The sequence below is a fragment of the Neptuniibacter sp. genome (assembly GCF_024231755.1).
In the GTDB taxonomy this organism is placed as follows: domain Bacteria; phylum Pseudomonadota; class Gammaproteobacteria; order Pseudomonadales; family Balneatricaceae; genus Neptuniibacter.
In genome coordinates this window covers 1-26,221 of the sequence record NZ_JAAEQH010000319.1, presented here as the reverse complement: position 1 = coordinate 26,221, position 26,221 = coordinate 1, and the positions used below count along the sequence as shown (strand labels likewise).

26 protein-coding genes are annotated in these 26,221 nt (G+C 47.5%); 21 read left to right on the top strand and 5 right to left on the bottom strand.

Translation table 11 applies throughout. The annotated features are described in order from the left end of the window. The 5 genes from GY843_RS18660 to GY843_RS18640 all read left to right on the top strand — a co-directional run. Positions 1 to 656 (top strand): YqiA/YcfP family alpha/beta fold hydrolase (locus GY843_RS18660; protein WP_367183875.1); only part of this gene is annotated, 656 nt, incomplete at its 5' end. A gap of 34 nt (positions 657 to 690) precedes the next feature. Beyond that, positions 691 to 2,583: a DNA topoisomerase IV subunit B gene (gene parE / locus GY843_RS18655; protein WP_297311928.1), complete on the top strand. Its 1,893-nt coding sequence runs from the start codon at positions 691 to 693 to the stop codon at positions 2,581 to 2,583. A gap of 74 nt (positions 2,584 to 2,657) precedes the next feature. Next, complete coding sequence (gene parC, locus GY843_RS18650) at positions 2,658 to 4,934, top strand: DNA topoisomerase IV subunit A (protein ID WP_297311926.1); 2,277 nt, start codon at positions 2,658 to 2,660, stop codon at positions 4,932 to 4,934. A 2-nt stretch (positions 4,935 to 4,936) separates the two neighbouring features. Further along, on the top strand, positions 4,937 to 5,569 hold the full coding sequence (locus GY843_RS18645; protein ID WP_297311924.1) for a hypothetical protein: 633 nt from the start codon (positions 4,937 to 4,939) through the stop codon (positions 5,567 to 5,569). 109 nt (positions 5,570 to 5,678) lie between these two features. Continuing rightward, positions 5,679 to 6,914, top strand: a complete 1,236-nt coding sequence (locus tag GY843_RS18640; protein WP_297311922.1) for a GGDEF domain-containing protein — start codon at positions 5,679 to 5,681, stop codon at positions 6,912 to 6,914. A gap of 527 nt (positions 6,915 to 7,441) precedes the next feature. Here the strand turns inward: GY843_RS18640 and GY843_RS18635 are convergent. Continuing rightward, entirely contained in the window at positions 7,442 to 8,386 is a 945-nt protein-coding gene (locus GY843_RS18635) for a GGDEF domain-containing protein (protein ID WP_297311920.1), read from the bottom strand. Positions 8,387 to 8,560: 174 nt separating this feature from the next. Further along, on the bottom strand, positions 8,561 to 10,291 hold the full coding sequence (locus tag GY843_RS18630) for a hypothetical protein (protein ID WP_297311919.1): 1,731 nt from the start codon (positions 10,289 to 10,291) through the stop codon (positions 8,561 to 8,563). A gap of 185 nt (positions 10,292 to 10,476) precedes the next feature. Here GY843_RS18630 and GY843_RS18625 point away from each other — a divergent pair, with 185 nt between their 5' ends. From GY843_RS18625 to GY843_RS18550, 16 genes are all read left to right on the top strand, one after another. After that, a complete protein-coding gene (locus GY843_RS18625; RefSeq protein WP_297311917.1) occupies positions 10,477 to 11,733 on the top strand; it encodes a glutamate-5-semialdehyde dehydrogenase in 1,257 nt (418 codons plus the stop codon). 8 nt (positions 11,734 to 11,741) lie between these two features. Continuing rightward, positions 11,742 to 12,395 carry a nicotinate-nucleotide adenylyltransferase gene (gene nadD, locus GY843_RS18620; protein ID WP_297311915.1) on the top strand — a complete coding sequence of 218 codons (654 nt, stop codon included), beginning with the start codon at positions 11,742 to 11,744 and terminating at the stop codon, positions 12,393 to 12,395. Positions 12,396 to 12,454: 59 nt separating this feature from the next. Beyond that, positions 12,455 to 12,787 (top strand): ribosome silencing factor, encoded by a 333-nt coding sequence (gene rsfS, locus GY843_RS18615; RefSeq protein ID WP_297311914.1) that lies wholly within the window; start codon positions 12,455 to 12,457, stop codon positions 12,785 to 12,787. Positions 12,788 to 12,795: 8 nt separating this feature from the next. Next, positions 12,796 to 13,263, top strand: coding sequence for a 23S rRNA (pseudouridine(1915)-N(3))-methyltransferase RlmH (rlmH, locus tag GY843_RS18610; protein ID WP_297311912.1), 468 nt, complete (start codon positions 12,796 to 12,798; stop codon positions 13,261 to 13,263). Positions 13,264 to 13,278: 15 nt separating this feature from the next. Then, entirely contained in the window at positions 13,279 to 15,174 is a 1,896-nt protein-coding gene (gene mrdA / locus GY843_RS18605; protein WP_297311911.1) for a penicillin-binding protein 2, read from the top strand. After that, on the top strand, positions 15,171 to 16,310 hold the full coding sequence (gene rodA, locus GY843_RS18600; RefSeq protein ID WP_297311909.1) for a rod shape-determining protein RodA: 1,140 nt from the start codon (positions 15,171 to 15,173) through the stop codon (positions 16,308 to 16,310). Before mrdA ends, rodA begins: the two co-directional genes overlap by 4 nt. A gap of 48 nt (positions 16,311 to 16,358) precedes the next feature. Beyond that, positions 16,359 to 17,537 carry a lytic murein transglycosylase B gene (gene mltB / locus GY843_RS18595; protein ID WP_297311907.1) on the top strand — a complete coding sequence of 393 codons (1,179 nt, stop codon included), beginning with the start codon at positions 16,359 to 16,361 and terminating at the stop codon, positions 17,535 to 17,537. A 113-nt stretch (positions 17,538 to 17,650) separates the two neighbouring features. Beyond that, positions 17,651 to 18,397 carry a septal ring lytic transglycosylase RlpA family protein gene (locus GY843_RS18590; RefSeq protein WP_297311905.1) on the top strand — a complete coding sequence of 249 codons (747 nt, stop codon included), beginning with the start codon at positions 17,651 to 17,653 and terminating at the stop codon, positions 18,395 to 18,397. 41 nt (positions 18,398 to 18,438) lie between these two features. Further along, the gene (locus GY843_RS18585; protein ID WP_297311903.1) at positions 18,439 to 19,596 is read left to right on the top strand and encodes a D-alanyl-D-alanine carboxypeptidase family protein; all 1,158 of its coding nucleotides are present in this window, start codon (positions 18,439 to 18,441) and stop codon (positions 19,594 to 19,596) included. A gap of 87 nt (positions 19,597 to 19,683) precedes the next feature. Beyond that, on the top strand, positions 19,684 to 20,541 hold the full coding sequence (locus GY843_RS18580; RefSeq protein WP_297311901.1) for an aminotransferase class IV: 858 nt from the start codon (positions 19,684 to 19,686) through the stop codon (positions 20,539 to 20,541). A gap of 12 nt (positions 20,542 to 20,553) precedes the next feature. Further along, positions 20,554 to 20,832 carry a DUF493 family protein gene (locus GY843_RS18575; RefSeq protein WP_297311899.1) on the top strand — a complete coding sequence of 93 codons (279 nt, stop codon included), beginning with the start codon at positions 20,554 to 20,556 and terminating at the stop codon, positions 20,830 to 20,832. Next, complete coding sequence (gene lipB / locus GY843_RS18570) at positions 20,832 to 21,479, top strand: lipoyl(octanoyl) transferase LipB (RefSeq protein ID WP_297311897.1); 648 nt, start codon at positions 20,832 to 20,834, stop codon at positions 21,477 to 21,479. The genes GY843_RS18575 and lipB overlap by 1 nt, the downstream gene beginning before the upstream one ends. Before the next feature lie 6 nt (positions 21,480 to 21,485). Next, entirely contained in the window at positions 21,486 to 22,475 is a 990-nt protein-coding gene (lipA, locus tag GY843_RS18565) for a lipoyl synthase (protein WP_297311895.1), read from the top strand. Positions 22,476 to 22,630: 155 nt separating this feature from the next. Next, on the top strand, positions 22,631 to 23,065 hold the full coding sequence (locus GY843_RS18560) for an OsmC family protein (protein ID WP_297311892.1): 435 nt from the start codon (positions 22,631 to 22,633) through the stop codon (positions 23,063 to 23,065). A gap of 46 nt (positions 23,066 to 23,111) precedes the next feature. Beyond that, the gene (locus tag GY843_RS18555; protein WP_297311890.1) at positions 23,112 to 23,513 is read left to right on the top strand and encodes a hypothetical protein; all 402 of its coding nucleotides are present in this window, start codon (positions 23,112 to 23,114) and stop codon (positions 23,511 to 23,513) included. A gap of 37 nt (positions 23,514 to 23,550) precedes the next feature. Further along, positions 23,551 to 24,120 carry a lysophospholipid acyltransferase family protein gene (locus tag GY843_RS18550; RefSeq protein WP_297311888.1) on the top strand — a complete coding sequence of 190 codons (570 nt, stop codon included), beginning with the start codon at positions 23,551 to 23,553 and terminating at the stop codon, positions 24,118 to 24,120. Between the two features lie 97 nt (positions 24,121 to 24,217). Here GY843_RS18550 and GY843_RS18545 read toward each other — a convergent pair whose 3' ends face one another. The 3 genes from GY843_RS18545 to lptE are packed head-to-tail and all read right to left on the bottom strand — an operon-like array spanning position 24,218 to position 26,110. Next, on the bottom strand, positions 24,218 to 24,562 hold the full coding sequence (locus GY843_RS18545; RefSeq protein ID WP_297311886.1) for a cytochrome c: 345 nt from the start codon (positions 24,560 to 24,562) through the stop codon (positions 24,218 to 24,220). Positions 24,563 to 24,574: 12 nt separating this feature from the next. Beyond that, on the bottom strand, positions 24,575 to 25,594 hold the full coding sequence (gene holA, locus GY843_RS18540; RefSeq protein ID WP_297311884.1) for a DNA polymerase III subunit delta: 1,020 nt from the start codon (positions 25,592 to 25,594) through the stop codon (positions 24,575 to 24,577). Between the two features lie 6 nt (positions 25,595 to 25,600). Beyond that, on the bottom strand, positions 25,601 to 26,110 hold the full coding sequence (gene lptE / locus GY843_RS18535; protein ID WP_297311861.1) for an LPS assembly lipoprotein LptE: 510 nt from the start codon (positions 26,108 to 26,110) through the stop codon (positions 25,601 to 25,603). Positions 26,111 to 26,221: the final 111 nt, after the last annotated feature.

The window sequence follows — 26,221 nt, the reverse complement described above, 5'->3', positions numbered from 1 at the left end:
GCGCCTTTTTCTCCCCTCCGGTAACTTCTCTGCAGAGGAAAAAAATGACGACACCACTATTTATTTACGTCCACGGATTTAACAGTTCACCACAGTCGATGAAGGCTCAGGTTTTTTTGCGTTATATGCAGGAACAGGGCATGGCTGATCAGGTTGAGGTACCGGACCTGCCCCATTGGCCGGCAAAGGCAATGGAGACACTACGAGAGTTAGTTGAATGCCATGCTGACAGGCCGATTATCCTGTTAGGAAGCTCTCTGGGTGGCTATTACAGTACTTGGCTGACTGAGCATTACAGCCATGTTCGTACGGTATTGATCAATCCGTCAGTTCGACCTTTCGAATTGTTACCTCAGTATCTGGGGATGAATGAAAATCTCTACAGTGGTGAAACTTACGAACTGACCGAGCAGCATCTGCAGCAGTTACTGGATCTTTGCTGTGAAAAAATCACTAAACCAGATGCATACCTGCTGATGGTTCAGACCGCAGATGAAACTTTGGATTACCGTGAAGCGGTGGATAAGTTTGCTAAATCTCCTCAGTTTATTCAGCCAGGTGGTAGCCATGGCTTTGAACAGTTTGAAAATGTAATCCCGGCGATAATGGCATTCGCCGAGGGACGTATCGCGCTACCAGAAGCGCATAGAATTTAAGCTTACGACAAGTTCGCGACAGGAAGCTCAATTAATGTCCAAGCAATACAACGCTGATTCCATAGAAGTCTTAAGTGGACTGGATCCGGTAAAACGCCGTCCCGGAATGTATACCGAGACGGATCGTCCTAACCATCTGGCGCAAGAAGTAATTGATAACTCGGTTGATGAAGCACTGGCAGGGCACGCAAAACAGATCGACGTTATTCTCAATAAAGATAACTCGATATCGGTGTCCGATGATGGGCGAGGCATGCCAGTGGATATTCACCCTGAACAAGGCGTCAGTGGCGTTGAGCTAATCCTATGCAAGCTCCACTCTGGTGGTAAGTTTAATAATGATAACTACAACTACTCCGGTGGTCTTCACGGGGTAGGGGTATCCGTTGTGAACGCCCTGTCCAAACTGATGGAAGTTCAGGTACGCCGTGATAGTCAGGTTTACCGTATCGGTTTTGCCGATGGTGAAAAGGTATCGGATCTGGAAGTGATCGATACTTGTGGTAAGCGTAATACAGGCACAACCGTCCGCTTCCTGCCTGATCCACAGTATTTTGATACACCAAAATTCAGTGTTTCCCGTCTAAAACATAATCTGCGTGCTAAAGCCGTTCTCTGTCCTGGCTTAAAAGTTACCTTTACCGATCTGACGGGTGCCAAGCGTGAAAAAGATGAGTGGTATTACGAAGATGGTCTGGTTGATTACCTGAAAGGCACAACCCAGGTATTTGAAACCCTGCCAGCTGAACCTTTCTCTGGTTCCCTTCAGGGCGAAGAAGATGCTGCTGAGTGGGCAGTGCAGTGGCTGCCGGAAGGTGGCGAGATGACCTGTGAAAGCTACGTTAACCTGATTCCAACCGCTCAGGGTGGTACTCATGTTAACGGTCTGCGTACGGGGCTTCTGGAAGCGATGCGTGAGTTCTGTGAATTCCGTAACTTGTTACCACGTGGCGTTAAGCTGACCGCAGATGATGTCTGGGATAAGTGTTGTTACATCCTTTCTGCCAAGATGCAGGACCCGCAGTTCGCTGGGCAGACTAAAGAGCGTCTTTCCTCTCGTCAGATCGCGGCGTTTATCTCCGGTACCATTAAAGATGCTTTCTCTCTCTGGCTGAACCGCCATGTAGAAGAGGGTGAAAAACTAGCAGAAGTTGTGATCTCCAACGCGCAGAAGCGTATGCGTTCCAATAAGAAAGTGGTGCGTAAGAAGGTTACTCAAGGGCCAGCCCTGCCGGGTAAGCTGGCAGACTGCTCTGGTGGCGATGCGATGCAGTCTGAACTGTTCCTGGTGGAGGGTGATTCTGCGGGTGGTTCGGCTAAACAGGCGCGTGATCGTGAGTTTCAGGCGATCATGCCGCTGCGCGGTAAGATCCTGAATACTTGGGAGGTTGATCCAAGCGAAGTGCTGGGATCTCAAGAGATTCACGATATCTCCGTAGCAATTGGTGTGGAGCCTGCATCGGATAATCTTGATGGCCTACGTTACGGCAAGATCTGTATTCTGGCTGATGCGGACTCGGATGGTCTGCATATCGCTACACTTCTATGCGCGCTGTTTGTGCGTCACTTTAAACCGCTGGTGGCTGCAGGGCATGTCTATGTGGCAATGCCGCCGCTGTATCGAATTGATGTGGCGAAAGAGGTGTTCTACGCCCTGGATGATGCGGAACGTGATGGCATTATTGAACGGATCAAAGCGGAGCGTAAGAATGCGAAAATTGGCGTGCAGCGCTTCAAGGGTCTGGGTGAGATGAACCCACTGCAACTCCGTGAGACAACTATGACTCCGGATACCCGGCGTTTAGTGCAACTGACCGTCGATCCGGGCGACGGCACTAACGAAATGATGGATATGTTGCTGGCGAAGAAACGCTCCGGTGATCGTAAACAGTGGTTGCAAGATAAGGGTAATTTGGCGGACGTTTAACATTAACTGCCAGCCCCCAACAAGTAGCTTCACACTGTGGATAACAAATTTATTAAAAGTGGTAACACGGAAAGATGACTGTACAAACCACCTTTGAAGATGGCACTGAAAAGCTGTCACTGAAAGATTTTACTGAGAAAGCGTATCTGGATTACTCCATGTACGTAATTCTGGATCGAGCCCTGCCTCACGTTGGTGATGGCATGAAGCCGGTACAGCGCCGTATCGTGTATGCGATGTCGGAGCTGGGGCTGAAAGCGACAGCTAAATATAAAAAATCTGCGCGTACTGTGGGTGACGTGTTGGGTAAATTCCATCCGCACGGAGACTCGGCTTGTTACGAAGCTATGGTGCTGATGGCACAGCCGTTCAGCTACCGCTACCCGCTGATCGATGGTCAGGGTAACTGGGGTTCGCCGGATGATCCTAAGTCCTTCGCGGCAATGCGTTATACAGAGTCGCGTTTGGCTCCTTATGCTGAAGTGCTGCTGTCTGAAGTAGGCCAGGGGACCGTGGATTGGGTGCCGAACTTTGACGGCACTATGCGTGAGCCTTCGATCCTGCCAGCGCGCCTACCCAATGTTCTGTTGAATGGTACAACCGGTATTGCTGTAGGTATGGCAACCGATATCTTGCCGCATAACCTGCGTGAAGTATCCAACGCCTGCATTCATCTGCTTGATAACCCAAGGGCTGAACTGGATGAGTTGTGTGAGATCGTTCCCGGTCCGGATATGCCTACTGATGCGGAGATCATCACCTCCCGTCGTGAGTTGAGGAAGGTGTACGAATCGGGTCGTGGTTCTGTACGTATGCGTGCGGTCTATATCAAAGAGCAGGGTGAAATTGTTATCACTGCGCTGCCGCATCAGGTTTCCGGTGCAAAGATTCTTGAGCAGATCGCGGCTCAGATGCAGCAGAAAAAGCTGCCGATGGTCAGTGACCTGCGTGATGAATCGGATCATGAAAATCCAACCCGTCTGGTGATTGTGCCACGTTCAAATCGTGTTGATGTTGAGCAATTGATGGCGCACCTGTTTGCTTCCACTGATCTGGAACGCACCTACCGTGTGAACATGAACATGATCGGTGTGGATGGCCGTCCACAGGTTAAAAACTTACGCCAGATTCTGGTGGAGTGGCTTAGCTGGCGAACTGAGATTGTACGTAAACGCTTAAACCACCGTCTGCAAAAGGTATTAGATCGACTGCATATCCTTGAAGGTTTGATGGTCGCCTACCTCAATATTGATGAGGTGATTGCGATTATCCGTCATGAGGATGATCCTAAAGCGGAACTGATCAAACGTTTTGGCCTGACTGAGATCCAGGCTGATGCAATTCTGGACCTGAAACTGCGCCATCTGGCAAAACTGGAAGAGTTTAAGATCCAGTCTGAACAGAATGAGTTGGAAGCGGAGCGTAAGAAGCTCGAAGGTATTCTCGGTTCAGATGCCAAAATGCGTAAGCTGATCAAGAAAGAGATTGAAGAAGCGGCTGAGAAGTATGGCGATGAACGCCGTTCTCCTATCGTTGAGCGTGAAGAAGCACAGGCATTTAGCGAAAAAGATCTGCTCTCTTCCGATCCGGTGACTGTCGTTATCTCCAAGCAGGGCTGGGTCCGTGCCGCAAAAGGGCATGATATTGATGCCGCTGGTCTGAACTATAAGTCGGGCGATGCGTTTAAGCTCTCCTGTAAAGGGCGTACCAATCAGCCGACGATTCTGTTTGATACAACAGGGCGTAGTTTCACCATAGAAACTCATAATCTGCCTTCTGCCCGTGGTCAGGGTGAGCCGGTTACCGGGCGTATTACCTTGCCGAAAGGTTCTACTATTGATGCGGCAATCGCGGGTAAAGACAGCGATAAAGTGCTAATGGCTTCGGATGCGGGTTATGGATTTGTCACCAAGATTGCAGATCTGACCAGTAAAACCAAAAACGGCAAAGCTGCTCTGACTCTACCTAAGAACTCAAAAATACTAGCGCCGATCGCTGTTGCAAACCCGGAAACAGATCTTCTGGCAGCCGTTACCAATGAAGGGCGTTTGCTGGTGTTCCCAGTAACTGAGCTGCCTGAGTTGGCAAAAGGCAAGGGTAATAAAATCATTAACATACCATCTGCCCGTGCAGCATCCCGTGATGAGATTGTAGTCGCGTTGGCTACCTTCTCTGCAGAAGATACGCTGATGGTTCATGCTGGTCGTCAGCATCTAAGACTGAAGCCGTCTGACATCGAGCACTACCGTGGTGAGCGTGGCCGACGTGGTAACAAGCTGCCTCGTGGTTATCAGCGTGTGGATAGCCTGGAAGTGGATGTAAGCAAGACCGTTGAGGATGCTGAGGTTTAGGGTTGAGGTGTTTTAGACCGCTAGTTCTAAGCCTCATACTACTGTTCCCTGTCACTGGTTATGCTTTTGAGTACTTCCTGGTGACAGGTGATGATGTGCGAATTCGTAAAGGTCCGGGCTTGCAGTGGAAGGTGCTTTCAACGGTTGATAAAAAGCAGTTTGTTCTGGAGGTCCAGCGTAAGGGGCAATGGTCTGAGATTTATTACCTTACACCTCATGAGAAGGTGGTAACCGGCTGGATTTATAACCGCTATCTGGCTCCGCAATCGCATATGGAAGTCAAAAGCACAGATGAAAAGGTTGAAGTTACTGATATCTCGCCAGGGCAGTTAATTTGTCCTGATTACTCGTCAATGGCTGCGGGCTCTTTATGCTACATGGATATCAGCTTTGTTCTGCTATCAAGTAGCAATGTATTACGAGAGAATGTTTTACAAGAAACTGAGGTTAGCTGTAGGGCTGATTTTGTCGTGCCTAATGACCGAGATATTATTCCAATTCAAACGACTGCAAAGCAGATTTTTTATCATGCAGGTGGGCGTATTCCAGGGAAAATGCGTTTGAATGTAGGGCTGGATGCTCGTGTAGACAGTGGAAGCCATAACCTGAGCCATTATAGTTGTACTGCAAAATAAACTTCATCAAAGAAGCTCTTGAAGGAATTTTCAAACAAGTTAAACTCGGGATATTAACAAGGCTTTTTCTAGGGGCTTTTGTTCAATTGTCTTGAGGTAAATCTGCACCATGGATGGCAGTTTAATCCGAAAACGTTTTAAGACACGCATAATTGTAATTGCGGTTATCCTCTCTGTCGGCATTCTGCTCATGGGGGGGTATCTCCTGTATCTCTCCTCCGATCTACGTAAAACCTGGAATAATTACAGCGATTTCTCAGAAAGCCGTAGTGCTGCTCTGGCGGAACTACATCGTGCCGTGGGTTACGGTGGCTTTATTCATAACTTTAAAAATTATGTTTTACGACAAGACTCCGCTCTTCTGCCTAAGTTGGAGGCTGATGCTGAGCGGGCTTTTCAGGCGATCGACTCCTATAAAGGCTCAGGGCTTAATTCGCAGGAAGAAATAGCTTTAGAGATTATTCGTACCACTTTTACTGATTATCGAAACAAGATAACGATAGCTACCCAAGCGGTTGCTTCTGGTGAAAGTTCTGTTGCTGTGGATGCTAAGGTTAAAGTTAATGATGGCCCTGCTTTAACAGCATTGGGGATACTGCAGGAAGAGAACCGCAGCTATTACATTCAGATGACGGACTCTATGAATGCTCAGCTCTGGGAGCTGATCAATGTGCTCTTGATCGGTCTGTTGGCAATGCCTTTTGTGGTGTTAGCCGCCTATCATTACCACGACGTGTTCTTAAAAGTCATCGATCTCAGTATAGAGAAACAGAAGGTTCAGAAAGAGCTAGCAAATACCGCTGTACAGGCTGCTATCGCTGAAGAGAAGCATCAGGAGATGGCTCATGAAGCCCATCACTGTGATTTGACGCGAATTGCAAATCGAAAAGCTTTTATGAAAACCGGTAAGGAAATTCTCTCTCAGGTTCAAGAGCTTGATGAGAAGGTTTCGGTTCTTTTTGTTGATGTGGATGATTTCAAAGCGGTAAACGACGAGTTTGGCCATGATATAGGTGATGATGTTCTTGTCGAAGTGGCTAACCGTCTGACAATGGCGATCCGTGATGGCGATCTGGTGGCCCGTATCGGGGGCGATGAATTTGCTCTGATTATCTGTGGTAAAGATTCTTTCTTTGCTTCCCAGAATCTAGCTGAGCGTTTAATAGAAGTGATGAACCAGAGTTACTCGCATCTTGCTGAGGGCCTCGAAGTAACCTGTTCTGTTGGAGGGGCGCTTTATCCTGATGATGGTGCGAATCTGGATGAGTTGATGCGTGCGGCGGATGAGCGGATGTATTGTGTTAAGAAGAGTGGTAAGAATGGGGTGTATCTTCAGGATTCGTAGAATCTTGAAGATAGTAGCTAGGACGGCTGCGCCTGCTCGTGGCTAGAACGCCGCGCTGCGGCTGCTAGGAAAAGCAACTTGGCTTGGTCATCCTCGCGAAAGCGGGGATCTGGTTTTTTAGTGGAAAATGGGCAGCCTGTTCCCCAGGAGTAGGCAGGTTTTTGTTGGAGCGATGTCCTCATCGCGATTCTTTAGTCTTTCTTTTTTACTAAGTTTTTCGCCCTAGGCGAGTCAGGGTATTTGTTTCGGCAAATACCCTAACAACCCAAAGCCACCCCAACTGCTTGGTCGCTTCGCGACTCCCCTGTGCGTTTCAGATTTAATCGGGGCTGCAGAACTCGACTTCTCCGAAGTCTCAAACAGGCTTCGCCCTTAATCGATTAAATCTTGCAATGCTCGGCTGCGCAGATGGGAATTTGGCGTTGCTTGTGGGAAATGGGAAGCCGAGCCTTTTCTGGGCTAGTCAGGGCTTAAGGTTTTTAAGTATCCTAAGGGCAGCTTTATGCCAGAAGCGGACATAACCCTATCTAGCTATAAACCGAAACCATGTTCCTTCCTGACTCTTTCGCCAGATAGAGGGCTTTGTCTGCCTCTTTGATGCATTGGTCAATTTCTTTCCCGCTGCGATAGCTAGACACGCCGATACTTATCGTGATGTGTTCAACTTTAGGAAAGTGATTGGTATCTATCTTTTCACGTAGCCTTTCAGCTAGTTTCTCTGCAGATGGAAGGGAAGTGCTAGGCATTAAAACAATAAACTCTTCTCCGCCCCAGCGTGCGCAAATATCGGTCTCACGAGCAGTTTCTGTGAGAATGCTTGTAAGAAGCACTAACACGTTGTCGCCAGCATCGTGGCCGTGGGTGTCATTTACGTTTTTAAAAAAATCAATATCGAAGAGCATGAAGGAGAGATCAGTATCGTAACGATCAGATTTTTTGATCTCGTCAGCACATACGCTCTCAAAGTACCTTCTGTTAAATAGACCAGTTAGCGGGTCTTTAATCGCTTGTTCAATTAACTCTTGTTCGTACTTTTCTTTAAGAGCAATTTCTTTCTTTAATTCAGCTACTAATCGCTCTTTTTCTAGTTCTAATTCCCGCTGATCAGTTACGTCTTCAGAATAGAGTACGACACCGCCCTGGCTTCCTGTATCAGAATGGAACCAAGGCTTCATTGCCCAGCGGATGTATTGGGTTGTTCCATCTTCTCTGATAAATGGATCATGAGGTTGTAAGAAAGAGTCGCCTTTTAAAGTTCTAGCGTGAACTTCCATCCAGTCAGGTTTATCTAGAATTTCAGGGAAGATTTCATAGTGGCTTTTGCCAATGATGTCACTTTCATCAATGCCGTAGTGTTCGTACCAAAGGTCTGAAGCGAATAGGTATTTCATGTCCATGTCAAAAACAGCAATTGCTAACGGATTGTGTTCGCAAACTACTTGAAGAACTTCAGAATTATGCGTTTCAAACATAAACGACTCTTTGTGTCATACCTACAGCGATGGGATAAATTAAATATATCAGCTAAGGCGAATAAATGAAGTTGAATGTCCGCTTTGTGTCGATAGCGAATATCAGTGGTTGGAAATAATTTAGGTTTTCCTAGCTACTCGCCCCTAGCAGCCGAAGGCGTTCTCGTACTCTTACTAAGATTTCTTAAAAATCTTAGTAAGCAGGTGATTGGCTTGTTTTTGAAGTAGAGTCTGATGCTTAGGTGTTACCTTCAGCAGCAATACCTTATCTTCATCTTCCCTACGAATATCCGATTCACTCAGCATCGCTTCTTTGATTAGCGGTGCTTCAGTAAGCGCTGTATGGCTGATCAGGTCGTTGCTGTTGGTGGTGCGGGTGAGGAAGTGGGCTTCCTCTTTTACCAGGTTGTATTTGCTGTGGTGGCCTCTGGCGAGGGACATCTGTAGGCTGAGTACAGGCTGGAAACCGCGAATACGGGCCTGGTTGAAGCCTTTATAGAGCAGATTAAAGAGCATAGCCGCGCAGAGGGCGTTTACGCCGTGGCTATCTTTGTCGTCACGTAGCTCGAAGCGTAGCATTAGGTCCTGATTTTCCAGTTGTTCCACTTCGCCGTTGTAGATGCGGGCAACTTGCTTCGCCAATTGCTGGTATACATTGATCAGGGCCGATTTCTCAGCTGCTGTAATGTTATCGGAGCTGGCGGTATTGGTATCCAGGTAAAACAGATAGATCGCATCTTGTGGTGCCAGAATCAGTTCCAGTTCCTGTTCAAATGAGTACAGATCTAGTTGTACTTCTTCTCGGTCCTCCTCCATCTTGAATAGAGGGTTTTTCATGCTTGGCTGGTAAGGCGCTTCTGTTTTTTCTGCAGCAGTTTCTTCTTCGAAAACCAGTGTTTCCGTTTCAGGGCCTTGCGACTCAGGTTCCAGATCCTGTGGGTGATGCTCAAACTTTGGCATCTGGGGTACGGATGACTGTTCTGGTTTGAGGAGGTCTACCAGCTCACGGGTTTGTAACTGATCCTGCTCTTTTATAGCTAGCTTGGTAAGGGCAAACTCTTCACGGGTAGGTTTGGGTGAAGAGGGCTGCGGCTCTGTTCGGCTTGTTGTCGGCTCTAGATCGGTAGCAATGTCCGCAGTTGTTCTAGCTGGCTCGGGTGCAATTTTTTCTTGTAGTTCTTCTTTGGGCGCTTCTTTTGGTTCTGTATTAAATGGTAGAGACTGGCTTTCTGGTTGCTCGTCTCTTACTGCTGAAATCTGCAGTTCGGGCTCTGAGTGTAATTCCGGTTTTGCGGTGATTTGCTCTGTGCGAGCCACCGGTGGCTCTTCAGAATATGCAGGCTCTGGCCGGTCATTAGCTTGGGTTAGTGAGTGTGCACTATCCTGCATCGCCAAGGTTTCAGCAAAGTCGAGATGTGAGTATTGCTGTTTGGTTTCTGCCACTACAACAACTGCTTTTCGTGAAGCGAACCAGATCGCGAACAGGATAAACAGTGTCGTTAAGCACGCCAGTATGGCGATAATGGTGTGCTGACTAGAGATCAGTTTTTCTGCAGGTGTAGCGTTCAGCCACAGTGTTATTGTGCCGATGGTCTTATCTTGCTGTAACAAGCGTCGGGTTTGTTTCAGATCGGAGGTGTTTCCAGAGCGGGCAATTACTACGCCATTATCGTCCTGAACCTGTAAGCCGTTCAGGTGATCAAGCTGAGATAACTCATTAAGCAGATAATTCAGGCTAATACGGTCATTGGATAGCACCAATGGGCGAATTAATAGCTCGCTCTGCAGAGCAAGGCTTTCGCCCAGAATCAGTGTTTCAGATTTGGCCTGACGGGATGTACTTAGGTTCAGATAGACCGCGCTAAGAATAAAACCAACAAGCACAGCTAATACAACAGAGAGCATTAGCTTCTGCTTGAATTTGGGCTGTGAATTAGGGGTCTCTGTCACGGGATATATCTGCTTAAAAAGGGATGCAGGTGCAGATAATAACAGTTCATTGCAGTTTGGGTGAATATGATTTGTAGCTAGCTATATTCATCCATGGTGGCAGAGGTATAATAGAGGGCTTATTGATGGGAAGGACGGCTATGAACGTACAAGAATACATGATCGAACTGGGTGAAAATGCGCGAGATGCGGCACGCCTGGTAGCAAAAGCAGACACTAACCTGAAAAATCAGGCGTTGCTGGCAATGGCTGATGCAATCGATAGCAGCCGACCGGCCCTTCGTGAAGCTAATGCTAAAGATCTTGAAAATGGTCGTAATAACGGTCTCGATGATGCGATGTTGGATCGTCTGGAGCTTACAGATGCGCGTATCGACACCATGATTGAAGGCCTGCGTCAGGTGGCTTCCCTGCCTGATCCAGTCGGGGCTATTAACGATCTGAAATTCCTGCCTAGTGGTATTCAGGTTGGCAAAATGCGTGTACCTCTGGGTGTGATCGGTATTATTTATGAGTCTCGACCAAATGTGACGGTTGAGGCGGCGAGCCTGTGTCTGAAATCAGGCAATGCAACGATTCTGCGTGGCGGATCCGAGGCGATTAATTCCAATCAGGCGGTAGCTGAGTGTATTCAGCAGGGTTTGAAAGAAGCCGGTTTGCCAGAAAACGCAGTACAGGTTGTGGGTACGACTGACCGTGAAGCGGTCGGTCAGATGATCACTATGCCTGAATATGTGGATGTGATCGTGCCTCGTGGTGGTAAAGGGCTGATCGAACGAATCAGTCGTGATGCCAAGGTGACTGTGATTAAACACCTTGATGGTATCTGCCACGTATACATCGATTCAGAAGCTGATAAAGGCAAAGCGGTAAATGTGGCGCTGAATGCTAAAACTCACCGTTATGGCACCTGTAACACAATGGAAACGCTACTGGTCAATGCAGACATTGCCAAAGATGTTCTGCCTGAACTGGCTGAACGTTATCAGGCTGTGGGTGTTGAACTGCGTGGTTGTGAACGTACCCGTGAGTTGCTGCCTTATGCTAACCAAGCGACCGAAGAGGATTGGGCAACTGAATATCTGGCTCCAATCCTATCGATCAAGCTGGTGGATGGTATGGATGAGGCGATTCGTCACATTAACCGTTATGGCTCGCATCATACGGATTCGATCATTACTGAGAACTACACTAAGTCACGTGCTTTCCTGCGTGAGGTAGATTCCAGTTCGGTAATGGTGAATGCGTCTACGCGATTTGCTGATGGCTTCGAATATGGTCTGGGTGCTGAGATCGGTATCTCAACCGATAAGATCCATGCTCGTGGTCCAGTAGGTCTGGATGGTCTGACCTCTGAGAAGTACGTTGTTCTTGGTGATGGCCATATCCGTCAGTAATGCCCAAGGTGATTAATGATAACCCGTTTGTCTTTATGGGTGGGACTTTTGATCCCATCCATAATGGTCATCTGAGAACGGCACTAGAACTGCAGCAGTGGCTGGGTGTGGATCAGATCGCTCTGATACCGGCTAAAACCCCAGTACACAGGGAGGCGCCAGGGCGAAGTTCTGAGCAGCGTCTGGAAATGGTTAGGTTGGCGGTTGCTGACGAACCCGCTTTGCGTGTGGATGACCGGGAGATCTGTTCAGATCAACCTTCATATTCACTACTGACTTTGCAATCACTGCGTCAAGAGCTAGGTGATGAGCGTCCTATCTGCATGATAATGGGGATGGATGCCTATCAGACTCTGCCAAGCTGGCATGAGTGGGAAAAATTTATCGATCTGTGCCATCTGATTGTAGTGCATAGACCGGGTTATCAGCTGCCTGATGGTGATCAGATTAGTGATTTTACCCAGCAACACCGTGTTGTAACGCCGCAGGATGTTTTGACTAAGCCTGCCGGATCAGTGCTATTTCATGAGCTGACACCGCTGGCTATTTCTGCAACACAGATCCGCCAGACTATCGAGCAGGGATTATCACCGCGTTACCTGCTTCCTGATCAGGTCTGGCGCTATATTCAAGCTAACCGGCTTTATAGTCAGGTTAGTTAAAGGCTTTATTGCTTAACTAACAGCTTTAACAAACTGTTTTAACTAAATACAGAAATCTAATGCAAACTGAAAAACTGATAGAAATTGTGCATGGTGCACTTGAAGATATGAAAGCGAAAGAGGTTGTTGATCTGGACGTGAGTGGTCGTTCCAGCATCACAGATCATATGATTATTGCCAGTGGTACCTCTAAGCGCCATGTGGGTTCTATCGCTGAAGAAGTGATTGTTAAGGTTAAAGAAGCGGGTGTGATGCCGCTGGGTTCTGAAGGCCAGGGCAGTTCAGACTGGGTATTGGTGGATCTGGGTGATGTGGTTGTTCATGTCATGATGCCGGATGCCCGTTCTTTCTATGATCTGGAACGCCTTTGGGGCGTTGACGCAGACGAATAGAACTTTTTATGAAAATTCGCATCATAGCGATTGGCGGAAAAATGCCTGCCTGGGTAAATGAGGGGTATAACGAGTATGCCAAACGTTTACCTGCTGATTTCCAGCTTGAACTGATTGAACTTCCTCTGGGGCATCGCGGTAAAAATGCTGACCTTGCCCGGGTAAAGAAACAGGAAGGTGATCAGATGCTGGCAGCTATCCCTAAAGGTGACCGGGTTATTGCTCTGGAAGTGTTGGGCAAAAACTGGTCGACCGAAAAACTGGCGTCACAGGTTGAAGAGTGGCGTATGGATGGCCGTAATATCAGTTTGTTGATTGGCGGTCCAGATGGGTTGGATAGCCGTTGTTCAGCGATGGCAGATCAAAAATGGTCTCTTTCTGCACTGACGCTACCGCACCCTTTGGTCAGGGTGATGCTGGCTGAACAGCTTTATCGTGCCTGGACTGTGATTCAGGGCCACCCTTACCACAAGTAGAATTACATACGGAATATGGCTGCAGAACGCCTAAAGGATCACAGTAAAGAGAGTCGGACATTCACCGTTCGGGCGATTATTGCTTTTGCACTTGTGATCATCATGTTCTCAATTCTGCTGGGGCGTATGTATTACCTGCAGGTGATGGAACATGAGCGATATTCGGCGATGTCGGAAGACAACCGGGTTCAATTGCAGCCTGTACCTCCAAACCGTGGATTGATCTATGACCGTAATGGCACCCTGCTGGCTGATAATCGTCCCAGCTACAGTGTCACCATCCTTAAAGAAGAAGTAAAAGATATTGATGCTACGCTTGCGGTCTTGCGTGAGCTTATCCCAATTACTGATCGTGAAGTTGAACGTTTCAAAAAGCGGATGTATCAACGCCGTCGTCCTTTCCAGTCTGTGCCGGTCCGCTTCAGGCTGACAGAAGATGAAATTGCAAAAGTTTCGGTCAACTATCACCGCTTACCCGGTGTCAGGGTAGAAGCTGAACTGATCCGTTATTACCCTTATGGTGAATCATTGGTCCATGCTATGGGTTATGTGGGGCGTATCAACGAGAGGGAACTGAAGAAGGTTGATGAGACCAACTATGCTGCAACACATTATATCGGCAAGCTTGGCATAGAGAAGTTTTACGAAGACCGTCTACATGGTGAGGTTGGTTTTCAGAAGGTGGAGACTAACGCCCGTGGTCGTGTAATGCGGGTTTTGGAAAGAACCGATCCGCAGCCGGGTGAAGATCTGGTACTTCATCTTGATCTTCGTTTGCAGCAGATCACTGAAAAACTATTAGAAGGGCGACGAGCTTCTGTAGTCGCTATCGATCCGAAAACCGGCGGTATCCTGACCATGGTGTCTAAGCCGGGTTATGACCCGAACCTGTTTGTTACGGGTATCTCCACTAAGAACTACAACGCGCTACGTGAATCCAAAGACCTGCCGCTGTTTAACCGTGCTATTCGCGGTCGTTATCCTCCGGGATCCACTATCAAGCCTATAACTGCGCTGTCTGCTATTGATACGGGTGTGGTTAAGCCAAGTTACACTATTTTTGATCCCGGCTACTACACCTTAACCAAGGGTGGCCGTAAATATCGTGATTGGAAGAAGACGGGGCATGGCCGTGTGGATATGTATGAATCTATCTCTCAATCCTGTGATACCTGGTTCTACGATGTGGCCCACAAAATGGGTGTTGATCCCATGTCCGATTATCTGGGGCGTTTTGGCTTTGGTCAGGTAACCAGTCTTGATCTACCGGAAGCTTTGGGTGCCATTCTGCCATCTAAAGAGTGGAAAAAACGTGCACGAAAAGCCTCCTGGTATACCGGTGACTCTTTGAACTTGAGTATTGGCCAGGGCTTTCTGGTGGCAACGCCGCTACAGTTAGCTACTGCGACTGCAGTTATTGCAAACCGGGGTAAATGGATTCCGCCACGGATGCTGAAAGGGATTAAAGGTGTAAATGAAGCGGGTGAAAGCACGCTTACGATGCCTGATCTAGCAGGTGTTAAGCTGCTTCCTTCTGATGTGAAACTGAATAAAGAGAGGCACTGGGATGACATCATCAAAGGGATGCACGATGTAATGCACTCTAAAACCGGTACTGCGCGACGCTCAGGAGCTGGAGCTGAGTATAAGATTGCCGGTAAAACGGGTACCGCACAGGTTGTAGGTATCAAACAGGATGAAGAGTACGATGCTGAGAAGCTGGCTGAAATTCATCGAGATCACGCGCTTTTTGTCGCATTTGCCCCGATTGATGATCCTCAGATCGCCTTGGCTGTCATTGTTGAAAATGGCGGTGGCGGTTCCTCAACTGCTGCGCCTATTGCTCGTAAGGTAATGGATGCCTACCTGCTGGGTGTTGATCCTCAGGAAGAGGAGCTGGCTGGCTTATGAGTCGCGAATTTGAACGTTATATGCCAGAGGCGCATGATCACCTACGTCAGCGCCCAAGCCTTTGGAGCTACACCCACCTGGATGGATGGTTATTGTTACTGCTGATCATGCTGTGTGGTTTTGGTCTGTTTATACTCTACAGTGCTTCAGGACAGGATCTTGGCTATGTAACCCGTCAGGCTATCCGCATGGGCGCGGGTTTCTTTGTCATGATCGTTCTGGCTCAGTTCCCTCCAAGGTTTCTGGGGCGGTGGGCCCCCTGGCTCTATGTGATCGGTCTGGCCTTGCTGGTGGGCGTGATTTTGTTTGGTGTTGGAGCAAAAGGAGCGCAGCGCTGGATCGCATTACCGGGTTTTCGCTTTCAACCATCAGAGTTGATGAAGTTAGTACTGCCGTTGACGGTCGCTTACTACTTGGCGCATCGGCCGTTACCACCGCACTTTAAGCACGTCTTTATCTGTTTGGCGCTGATTGGGGTACCAACTGTGCTTATTATGAAGCAGCCAGACCTAGGTACTTCGTTGCTTATTGCCTCTTCTGGGGTTTTTGTTTTGCTGTTTTCCGGGATTCGCTGGCGTTATATTTTTAGTGCTCTCGGTCTAGCTGCAGCTGCACTGCCTGGTTTATGGGCGGTGATGAAGGATTATCAGAAACAGCGTGTCTTAACCTTCCTTGATCCAGAAAGTGATCCGCTGGGTTCAGGCTGGAATATTATCCAGTCCAAAACGGCTATAGGTTCGGGAGGTGTATCTGGTAAGGGTTGGTTAAGTGGAACTCAGTCACAGTTGGACTTTCTGCCTGAATCCCATACCGACTTCATTATTGCTGTGGTCGCCGAGGAAATGGGGCTGATAGGGGTGATGATACTGCTGACTATTTATCTGCTAATTATTGCTCGTGGTCTGGTGATTGCGGCACGAGCGCCGGATAGTTTTGGTCGATTACTTGCGGGTAGTCTGATTTTAACTTTCTTCGTGTATGTATTTGTTAATATCGGAATGGTAAGTGGGTTACTTCCAGTTGTAGGGGTGCCATTGCCGCTGGTGAGTTATGGTGGTACCTCGATTGTGACATTGATGGCAGGTTTTGGAATCATCATGTCTGTACATAGTTACCGAACGATGCTGCTGAAATAAGGCTGTTGTTCGGCTGTTTATCTGTTTTATGTGTTTAGGAGTTTAGGGATGAAAAGAGGTTTTAAAATTGGTCTGGCCTCTGTGTTAGCTACGCTGGTTTTGGGTGGCTGTACGGGTATGGAAGAGAAAGAAATTGCACAGGTTAAGAAAGCTGAGCCTGCGGCTGAACCGGTGAAAGTTGATAAAAAAGCGGCAAAGGCAGCTGAGAAAGTAGCTAAGGTTGAGAAAAAAACTGCAAAGCCTGAGGTAAAAATACCGCCTGCTCGTTATGACAGCTATATAGAATACCCGGATGCCCAGGCGCTGATGCTAGATATGCAAAATGAAGGTTTCAGTGAAGCCTATCTGTTTGATGTGTTGAGTAAAGCTAAACGTCAGGAATCTATTCTGAAAGCGATGTCCCGCCCTGCGGAGAAAAGCCTGAACTGGGGGCAATATCGTAAGATCTTTATTGAATCTAAGCGTATTACACAGGGTGTAGCTTTCTGGAAAGAGAACAAAGTAGCCCTGGAGCGTGCTGAGAAAGAGTTTGGGGTACCGGCGGAGATTATTGTTTCCATAATTGGAGTAGAGACTCGTTATGGCCGTATTACCGGGAGCTACCGAGTACTGGATGCGTTAGCGACCTTAGGTTTTGATTACCCTCGTCGCGGTAAGTTCTTCCAAGGACAGCTGAAAGAGTATCTGCGTCTGGTGAAGGAAGAGAAAGTGGAGGTTACTTCACTGAAAGGTTCCTATGCAGGAGCGATGGGTTACGGACAATTTATCCCATCTAGCTACCGCAGCTTTGCAATTGATTTTGATAACGATGGTAAGCGTGATATCTGGAACAACAAAACCGATGCTATCGGCAGTGTCGCTAACTACTTTGCTGAGCATAAATGGAAACCGGGTGCGCCGGTAATCAGTGGTGTTGCTTTAAATGGTCATACTGAGGAAGAGTGGTTTAGCAAAGGGCGCAAAGGACTGATTCCTAAAGTGACTCTGGGAGAATGGCAGCAGCGAGGTGTGCAGCCACATATGAGCAACTTGGCTGAGGATGGCAAAGCTATTCTTATGCGCCTGGAGATCGGTGACGATAAACAGTACTGGTTGGGTTTGCATAACTTCTACGTGATAACTCGTTACAACCACAGTAAGCTCTACGCTATGGCAGTTTATCGTTTGAGTGAGCAGATCAAAGCTGCATATGAAAAAGAAACAATGAAGATGGCTGACCGATCTTGATCAGCTATGGCTTATACAGGTAACTAAGCATGTACCGGATATTTATCATTTTTTTATCGACGCTTGTTATCGCAGGGTGCTCATCTACCGGCGGTAACAGTGGTCGTTATTCGATGAAACATGATAAAGCTCCTGATCGTCCGGTAGATGTCTCCCATGTTAAAGATGCAGTGCCGAGGGTTGAGCCTAAAAGCCGGGGTGGCAATAAAAGCCCTTATACAGTGTTGGGCAAAAGTTACTATGTGATGTCCAGTTCACAGGGCTATAACGAAACTGGGACAGCCTCTTGGTACGGTAAAAAGTTCCATGGCCATAAAACCTCAAATGGGGAAATTTATGACATGTATGGAATGTCGGCGGCGCATAAATCTCTACCTTTGCCGACCTATCTCCGGGTGACCAATTTGGCGAATGGTCGACAAGTTATTGTTCGGGTTAATGATCGTGGCCCTTTTCACGGTAAACGTTTGATCGATCTTTCTTATGCTGCTGCGTCGAAACTGGATTTTCTGAAACACGGTACGGCTAAGGTACGTCTGGAGGCAATTGATCCAAAAGCCTGGCAGCGTTCTAAGGGGATTGTGTCCTCAGCGGTCGCAAACCCTCAGCCCTCGGTTGCTGGACGTTATCTTCAGGTGGGTGCTTACTCTAGCCGTAACTCTGCGGAATATGTCGAGGAGCAATTACGCCCGGTGCTTAACGATCTGGCTGTAATTATTCGGCCAGTTACGGGGAGTAGTGGGCGTACTCTTTATCGCGTGCAGGTAGGGCCATTACGTAGTTCTACTTCACTGAGTGAATTGACCAATCAGGTCGAGCAGATGGGCTATTCTAACCCGCGTTTGGTAGACTATCCCTGATGAATTTTTTTCTCCAATTTACTTTCTAACTCTGGAAAACAATGTTTAATAAGGTTTCTAAGTTTTTCTCTGTTTTTGTACTGGTCCTGTTCGCTATGCAGACGCATGCGATCACGCGTTTGATACCTGCCGAGCCGCAAATTGCTGCTACGGCTTATCTGGTGATGGATGCTGATACCGGCAAGATCATTGCTTCTAAAAATGAACATGGCCAGTTTGCACCTGCCAGCCTGACTAAGATGATGACCGCTTATATCCTTGAGTATGAGCTGAGTAAAGGCAATGTCAGTGAAGATGATCTGGTTCTTGTGAGCGAAAAAGCGTGGCGCACACAGGGCTCACGCATGTTTATCCGTGAGGGCACACAGGTTCGTTTGGGTGACCTAATGAAAGGCATTGTCATCCAGTCCGGGAACGATGCATCTGTTGCTGCCGCTGAACATATCGCCGGAAGTGAGGCTGCTTTTGCTGATCTAATGAATCAGCATGCTGATCTGCTGGGCATGCAAAACTCTAACTTCCTAAATGCGACGGGCTTGCCAGCAAAAAGTCATGTTTCCTCTGCTTATGATCTGGCTATTTTGGCAAAAGCGATCATCCAGGATTTTCCTCAGCACTACGGTATGTATTCGGAGAAGTATTTCACATACAACAAGATCCGCCAGCCGAACCGTAACAAGCTGCTCTGGCGTGATAAGACCGTGGATGGTTTGAAAACAGGATATACCGATGAAGCGGGTTACTGTCTGGTAGCTTCAGCGAAACGCGACAATATGCGTCTGATCTCTGTAGTGCTGGGTACGAAGGATGAGGAAGCTCGTGCTCGTGAAAGCCAGAAGCTGCTTTCCTATGCTTTCCGTTACTACCGCACGCATCAGCTTTATGAAAGCAATGTAGTACTGAACACAACAAAAGTGTGGGCGGGTGAAACTGATCAACTGCGCATGGGGATTAACGAGAGCTTATCGGTAACAATCCCGCGCGGTCAGGCAGATAAATTACAGGCTACAATGGATGTAGAGCGGATAATTAAAGCACCGATTGAAAAAGGTCAGGAGCTGGGTAAAGTGCGTGTGACGCTGGAAGGTGAACTTGTGAAAGAGGTTCCTCTGGTAGCTATGAATACGATCCCTGAAGCCGGCTTACTGAAACGGATCTGGCATGCGATTATGCTATTTTTTAGCAGCCTTATTGGCTGATAAAAAAGAGGGTAAGCCCTAAACCTTTAAATTTGCACGGATGCCCGCATCTACATAGTTGGATGTGGGCATTGTTATTTTGAGACGATGAATACAGTTTATCTGAACGGCGAATATATCCCGGAGGATCAGGCAAAAATTTCTGTTTTTGACCGTGGCTTTCTATTCGGTGATAGTGTTTATGAAGTGATCCCGTTTTATCAGGGGGTCGGCTTCCGCCTGCAAGAGCATATCGATCGTCTTAATCACAGTCTTCGTGCTGTGCGTATAAGCTGCGAGATGGACTGGGCCCAGATTCTTGGTGATCTGGTTGAGAAAAATGGTGGCGGTAACCTTTCCGTCTATCTGCAGATCACTCGGGGTGATGCAGGTAAACGTAGCCATGTTTATGATGAAGGTCTGCAACCTACCGTCTTTGCCTGCTGCTCCGAAATAAAGGATATATGGCAAGCCGGTGCGGATGATATTCTGCCGATTAAAGCGATGGTGATGGAAGACCTACGCTGGCACCGTTGTGATATTAAATCGACCTGTCTATTACCCAATATTCTGGTGTTGCAGCAAGCAAATGATGAGGGTGTACAGGAAGCGATACTATCCCGAGATGACCGTTTGACCGAAGGCTCTGCCTGTAATCTGTTTCTGGTAAAGCGTGGTGTTTTATTTACCCCGAAGCGTAGTTCAGAGATTTTAGGCGGCATCACTCGGGAACTGATATTGGAGCTTGCTGATGAATATGGCATTCAGTATCAGGAGGTGGATGTAGATTATGATCGCTTGTTGGCAGCCGATGAGGTCTGGGTATCTAGCTCGACCAGAGGCATTATCCCGGTGATAGAGGTTGATGGTCACCAGATAGGTGATGGAAATAAAGGCCCAATGTGGCACAAAATGTTTGAACTGTTTGTCACGTTTCAGCGTAAGTTGATGCGCGGCACTAAGTAAGAAAAGCTGAGTATGTCTGAGAAACAGCAAGAACCCCCAAAAATAGAATTTCCCTGCCCAAACTATCCGATCAAAGTAGTGGGTGTTAATAGCGATAACTTTCGCGGTTTTGTCATTGAAATAGTACAGATCCATGTACCTGATTTTGATCTGTCATCTGTTTCGGTTCAGGACAGCCGTAATGGTAGCTTCCAGTCTGTGCGTTTTAAAATTACTGCACAGGGTGTGGATCAGCTCAAAGCCTTACATGAAGCGTTGATCGCTTCTGATCGTGTTAAAATGGTGATTTAATGATCACCGATCAACTGATCGTTCGTGACCTTGGCTTACAGCCCTATGAGCCGATCTGGCAGAAAATGCAGCAGTTTACCAATGAAAGGGATGAAACTGCTGTGGATGAGATCTGGCTGCTACAGCATGAGCCTGTATTTACTCAGGGGCAAGCGGGGAAAGAGGAACACGTTCTTAATACTGGTGATATCCCTATAGTGCAGGTGGATCGTGGTGGTCAGGTAACCTATCACGGACCAGGGCAGTTGATTGTTTATCTACTGCTGAATCTGAAGCGCCTTAAAGTAGGTGTACGAGAGCTGGTTTCTATCATGGAAGACTCTGTTGTAGAGACTGTGCAAAGTTACGGTGTAGACGCCTATGCGAAACCTGATGCACCGGGCGTATATGTTGATGAGAGCAAAATAGCATCCCTTGGATTACGAGTCCGTAGGGGGTGTTCATTTCACGGATTGGCTCTGAATCTGGATATGGATCTGGAGCCGTTTCTGAGAATTAACCCTTGTGGTTATGCCGGAATGGCAATGACGCAGTTAGCGATGTTGAGCGACAACCTTGATCAGGCTGAAGCAACAGAACGTCTGCTTAACTTTTTAATAAATAAGATCGGGTATAGCGAAATAACCCGGCAAAACTCTCTGGATTAGAGACAGATGTCTGAAGATACTAATAAAACAACCTCAACTCCCAAGAAGCGTGTCGAGCAGGGAGTAAAATTGCGTGGTGCTGACAAAGTCGATCGCATACCGGTAAAGGTGATCCCTACCGCGAAAGAGGATATGCCGCGTAAACCTGACTGGCTCCGTGTACGGATGGGTTCCAGTGCTGAAGTACAGCGAATTAAAGGCAAGCTGAGAAAGCATAAGCTGGCTTCTGTATGTGAAGAAGCTAGTTGCCCGAACCTGGGTGAATGCTTTAGTCACGGTACGGCCACTTTCATGATTATGGGTGATATTTGTACCCGTCGCTGCCCATTCTGCGATGTGGCTCATGGTCGTCCTAATGCGTTGGATGAGAATGAACCAAAAGAGATGGCTGATGCCATCGCGGATATGGCCTTGCGTTACGTAGTTGTGACCTCAGTAGACCGTGATGACCTGCGTGATGGTGGAGCGCAGCACTTTGCTAACTGTGTGAGTGAAACCCGTAAACAGGTGCCAAGCATTGAGATGGAAATCCTGGTGCCGGACTTCCGCGGCCGTATGGATATAGCAATTGATATCCTGACTGAAACGCCGCCGGATGTGTTTAACCACAATATGGAAACAGTTCCGCGTTTGTATAAAGCGGTTCGTCCAGGTTCCGATTATGAATGGTCACTACGTCTGCTGAAGAAATACAAAGCTAAGAACCCGGATGTGAGAACTAAGTCCGGCCTTATGGTGGGTATCGGCGAAACCAACGAAGAGATCGTAGAGGTTATGAAAGATCTGCGCGCTCACGATGTGGATATGCTGACGATTGGTCAGTATCTGCAACCAAGCCGTAGTCACCTCAAAGTTGAGCGTTTTGTGACACCTGAAGAGTTTGATGAGTTTGGTCGCTTAGCTAAAGAGATGGGCTTTAAACATGTGGCGAGTGGCCCGTTAGTTCGTTCCTCTTACCATGCCGATCTACAGGCGAAAGGAGAGAAGGTAGGTTAAGCTTTCTTTTCTGAATTGTTTGGGGATAGCTTTAAACTGTCTCCCTATTGTAAGCCGCATCTGGTTAATCCCGTTGCGGCTTTTTTATTGTCTTCATAAACAGAAAACTGTAAATTAGACATATCTAATTTATATTTCTTTGATGGAGCGGTTTCATGGCTGGAAAAGTAGTTTCTGTTACAGCTAATCTGGGTTCGGGTTGGGCAATTCATTCAGATATTCGCGAACATAAAGTTGTAATCGATCAGCCACAAGCGGGTGGTGGAACTAATGAAGGTCCTACACCGCTGGAATATTTTCTGTTCTCGCTGGCGGGGTGCGTAGGAAGTATCGGACGTATTGCTGCCAACCAGCAGAAAATTAATCTGCGTGGTATGAAGATTCAAGTGGATGCAGATCTGAATCCTGCGGGTTTGATGGGCAAACCTACAGATGATCGGGTCGGCTTTCAGCAGGTTCGTATCTCAGCAGAGATTGATGCTGATCTGAGTGATGAAGAGAAAAAAGCCTTCCTGGATGAAGTCTGTGACCGCTGCCCACTGCATGACAACGTTAAGTTGGTGACAGAAGTACTTCACGAGCTGGTTTAATTCTCTGATTCTCTACTCATATAGGCTCCGCTATACTGGAGCTTATATGAGCAAATATCTTATCCCACTTCTTACTCTGCTTTTAACGGGCTGTGTAACACAACAGACCCTAACCTCTTCCAATGATCTGCAAATCAATCAGATTATTGTCACCAATAATTCTCCTTATGCCCTGCTGGATATGGAGATTAATGTTTACGCTTCACGGGGCCGGGTTGCCTGTAGTTATGTGCCGCCGGAAGGGTTTTGTTCTAATTGGTTTCCTGCACGTCCTTATCAGGGGCATGCCGCACTGGTTAGTTGGCAGTTGGATGGTAAGCAGTGGCAAAAAGAGGTTGTGGCAGACGATGTTCTAAAGCAGAGTGCTTCTGGTACTGTGGCTATAGAACTGGTTCTGGGGGATCAGGGACAATCTGTGGTTAAAGTGCGTTCTGCAAATGATTTTTAGTCGTGATTTCTTAATGGTATTTAGATAAGGGCGGCCGATGTTACATAAGACGATGTTCTCAACACCTGTGTTTCAGCCATGCCTTAAATGGATCTCCAGATCTGTTTTAAAGCTGTTAGGTTGGAAAGTGGAAGGTGAAGTGCCAGAAGACCTTAAACAGTGTGTTTTGATTGCTGCGCCTCACACTACTAACTGGGATATGCCGTTTAGCCTGATGATTGCGTTTGTACTCGATACCAGTCTCTATTGGGTGGGTAAGCAAAGTATTTTTAAATTCCCCTTTGCTGGATTGATGCGCTGGATGGGTGGGATTCCAGTAGACCGTTCCCGGTCAAATAATATGGTTGATGCAACTGTAGAGCAGTTCGCTCAACATGCAGAGTTACGGATTATGATGGCTCCTGAGGGAACCCGTTCAGAGGTCAAAGAGTGGAAATCCGGTTTTTATCATATCGCCCATGGTGCGGGAGTGCCTATTGCTCTCGGCTTTATTGATTACAAAAACAAGTGTGGTGGTATCAAGCACATCTTTCATACCACGGGAGATTATGAGCAAGACCTGCAAGAGATTAAGAGCTTCTACAAGCCCTACTTTGATCAGACTTAGTAAGTTCACAAGCAGGGGGTAGGTTTAAACCTGTCCCCATTTTGGTATCTTAATTCTGCTTCTCTAAGATGAGCGGTTCAGACCTAAGATATTCTGATTAATTGTTCTTTTCGTAATGCATCTGCTGCAGGTTAACCACATACTGGGCAACCATCGCCGTTTGTTTGTCATTAAACTGTGTAAAAATCGGCATCTGGTGGGATGCGCTGTATCCGTATTTAACCAGGAGAATAACTTTGTAAGGCTTCATAGGTTTTCTATCGGCAAACGCTTCCATATAGGCGCCGGGTCCTTGCTTGGCATGGCAGTCTTTACAGTAGTAGACGTAAAGATCTTTACCTGTCTTCATCTTGCTCGGAGTAATCGCCTCTTCTTGATCTGTGCATCCCGTCAGTAGCGAAAGAGTGATGGAGAAAAGAATCAAAGGTAACACGTGTTTCATGGCTGAAAACCTTTAATGAAGCGCGAGTGATTGCCCGGAAAGGGTTAGAGCAATGCTGGTCAGTAGTAGCCAGGAGTCTCCAGTGGACATCCCTTTGACAATTTTATCTACCTCAGCACATTGTTGCAGGGCTTTATTAATCTGTTCTGTGGAAAGCCTACGCGCTGCCTGTCTCGCAAGAGGCTTGCGCTTGCCCCAGATTCGCTCCCGCTGGCACACGGCATCAAAAGACTGGCCATTCTGTTGTGCTGATTGAATGGCTGCAAGTGAGCGCAGCTCTTTAGATAGAGACCAGAGTACAACAGGTGGCTCGGTTCCGTCCTGACGTAATACCTGAAGTATCTTGGTACAGCGAGCTGGTTGTCCCTGTAGGGCTGCATCAGCCAGGCCGTAGATGTCGTAACGTGAGCTGTCAGATACGGCATCAACCACATCCTCAGCAGTCACAACCTGATTCTTAAATAACAGGCTTAGTTTGCTCAGCTCCTGTTTCGCCGCAAGTAGGTTTCCTTCTATACGGTCACAGAGAAGCTGAATCGCGTCTTCATCGAGTTGAAGTTCTATCTGCGCCGCACGTTGTCTGATCCAGTTAGGTAGTTGCTCAGTTTCAACCGGCCAGATCTCAACCACCACGCCGCTTTTATCCACAGCTTTGAACCAGGCGCTTTTCTTGCTATTACCATCAAGTTTGTCGGCAATGATCAATAGGATGTTGTCGGGCGCGGGGTTGTTTAGGTACTGCTGTAGTATCTCGCTGGACTTCTTATTTAGCTTGGAACCGCCTAAGCGTAACTCAATAATTTTCTTCTCAGCGAAAAGAGAGAGGGCGTTGGCGCACTCCAGTAGGTATTCCCAGCTGAAGCTACCATCTACGTGCAGAACTTCGCGTTCAGAGAAACCTTGCTGTTGCAGGTTATGTCGCAACAGGTCGCAGCTCTCTTCTGATAGAAGAGGTTCGTCGCCAGTGATTAGGTAAACTGGGCTTAACCCTTTTTTCAGTTGTGATGAAAGCTGCTCGGGTTTCAGTTTCATAGGGTGTTATTGCTTTGGCTTGACGGCCAGATAGCGACGGATAATTGTCTGCGCTACAGAATCGTGCAGTTCTCTGCGCAGTAGAGATTCCTGTTCGCTACTTGCTGCTGCGGCATTCTTATCGTAGTCGTAGATACGTTCGTGCTGGATATTGATATCCGATGTCAGAGGAGTGCCCTGTTGGTCTGCAACTAGCATTGAAACCTCCAGGGACAGTTCATATTCATCCACATCAGAGTTGCTACTCAGCGTCGCAGCGCGTCGCTTATAGCGGTTTTGCAGGATTTGGATCTGGTAAGGTGCGCCTGCTGTTTCTTCAATACCGTTAAACTTCATGTTCTGACGAATGCTATGCAGCAGTTCGGAAGAAATGTTGTTACCAGTCAGAGTAACCTGGCGTAAAGAATCATCAACATTCTGCGCACCGCGCAGGTGAAAGCCACAGGCACTTATCAGGCTGAACAAACCTATTACCAGAACAACCTTAGCCAGAGAGGCTTTCCACTGCGTGATCATATATGCTCCTTGGGCACTTTGTGGCGATTAGCCTACAACGATATTTACCAGACGACCAGGGACAACAATCTTCTTACGGATTGTTTTGTCAGCCATGTGTTTCTGTACATT

Excerpts from the sequence above, each read along its gene's own strand:
- parE (WP_297311928.1), top strand. The coding sequence starts at position 691 with ATGTCCAAGCAATACAACGCTGATTCCATAGAAGTCTTAAGTGGACTG.
- parC (WP_297311926.1), top strand. The coding sequence starts at position 2,658 with ATGACTGTACAAACCACCTTTGAAGATGGCACTGAAAAGCTGTCACTG.
- GY843_RS18640 (WP_297311922.1), top strand. The coding sequence starts at position 5,679 with ATGGATGGCAGTTTAATCCGAAAACGTTTTAAGACACGCATAATTGTA.
- GY843_RS18635 (WP_297311920.1), bottom strand. The coding sequence starts at position 8,386 with ATGTTTGAAACGCATAATTCTGAAGTTCTTCAAGTAGTTTGCGAACAC.
- GY843_RS18630 (WP_297311919.1), bottom strand. The coding sequence starts at position 10,291 with ATGCTCTCTGTTGTATTAGCTGTGCTTGTTGGTTTTATTCTTAGCGCG.
- GY843_RS18625 (WP_297311917.1), top strand. The coding sequence starts at position 10,477 with ATGAACGTACAAGAATACATGATCGAACTGGGTGAAAATGCGCGAGAT.
- rsfS (WP_297311914.1), top strand. The coding sequence starts at position 12,455 with ATGCAAACTGAAAAACTGATAGAAATTGTGCATGGTGCACTTGAAGAT.
- rlmH (WP_297311912.1), top strand. The coding sequence starts at position 12,796 with ATGAAAATTCGCATCATAGCGATTGGCGGAAAAATGCCTGCCTGGGTA.
- mrdA (WP_297311911.1), top strand. The coding sequence starts at position 13,279 with ATGGCTGCAGAACGCCTAAAGGATCACAGTAAAGAGAGTCGGACATTC.
- rodA (WP_297311909.1), top strand. The coding sequence starts at position 15,171 with ATGAGTCGCGAATTTGAACGTTATATGCCAGAGGCGCATGATCACCTA.
- mltB (WP_297311907.1), top strand. The coding sequence starts at position 16,359 with ATGAAAAGAGGTTTTAAAATTGGTCTGGCCTCTGTGTTAGCTACGCTG.
- GY843_RS18590 (WP_297311905.1), top strand. The coding sequence starts at position 17,651 with ATGAAACATGATAAAGCTCCTGATCGTCCGGTAGATGTCTCCCATGTT.
- GY843_RS18585 (WP_297311903.1), top strand. The coding sequence starts at position 18,439 with ATGTTTAATAAGGTTTCTAAGTTTTTCTCTGTTTTTGTACTGGTCCTG.
- GY843_RS18580 (WP_297311901.1), top strand. The coding sequence starts at position 19,684 with ATGAATACAGTTTATCTGAACGGCGAATATATCCCGGAGGATCAGGCA.
- GY843_RS18575 (WP_297311899.1), top strand. The coding sequence starts at position 20,554 with ATGTCTGAGAAACAGCAAGAACCCCCAAAAATAGAATTTCCCTGCCCA.
- lipB (WP_297311897.1), top strand. The coding sequence starts at position 20,832 with ATGATCACCGATCAACTGATCGTTCGTGACCTTGGCTTACAGCCCTAT.
- lipA (WP_297311895.1), top strand. The coding sequence starts at position 21,486 with ATGTCTGAAGATACTAATAAAACAACCTCAACTCCCAAGAAGCGTGTC.
- GY843_RS18560 (WP_297311892.1), top strand. The coding sequence starts at position 22,631 with ATGGCTGGAAAAGTAGTTTCTGTTACAGCTAATCTGGGTTCGGGTTGG.
- GY843_RS18555 (WP_297311890.1), top strand. The coding sequence starts at position 23,112 with ATGAGCAAATATCTTATCCCACTTCTTACTCTGCTTTTAACGGGCTGT.
- GY843_RS18550 (WP_297311888.1), top strand. The coding sequence starts at position 23,551 with ATGTTACATAAGACGATGTTCTCAACACCTGTGTTTCAGCCATGCCTT.
- GY843_RS18545 (WP_297311886.1), bottom strand. The coding sequence starts at position 24,562 with ATGAAACACGTGTTACCTTTGATTCTTTTCTCCATCACTCTTTCGCTA.
- holA (WP_297311884.1), bottom strand. The coding sequence starts at position 25,594 with ATGAAACTGAAACCCGAGCAGCTTTCATCACAACTGAAAAAAGGGTTA.
- lptE (WP_297311861.1), bottom strand. The coding sequence starts at position 26,110 with ATGATCACGCAGTGGAAAGCCTCTCTGGCTAAGGTTGTTCTGGTAATA.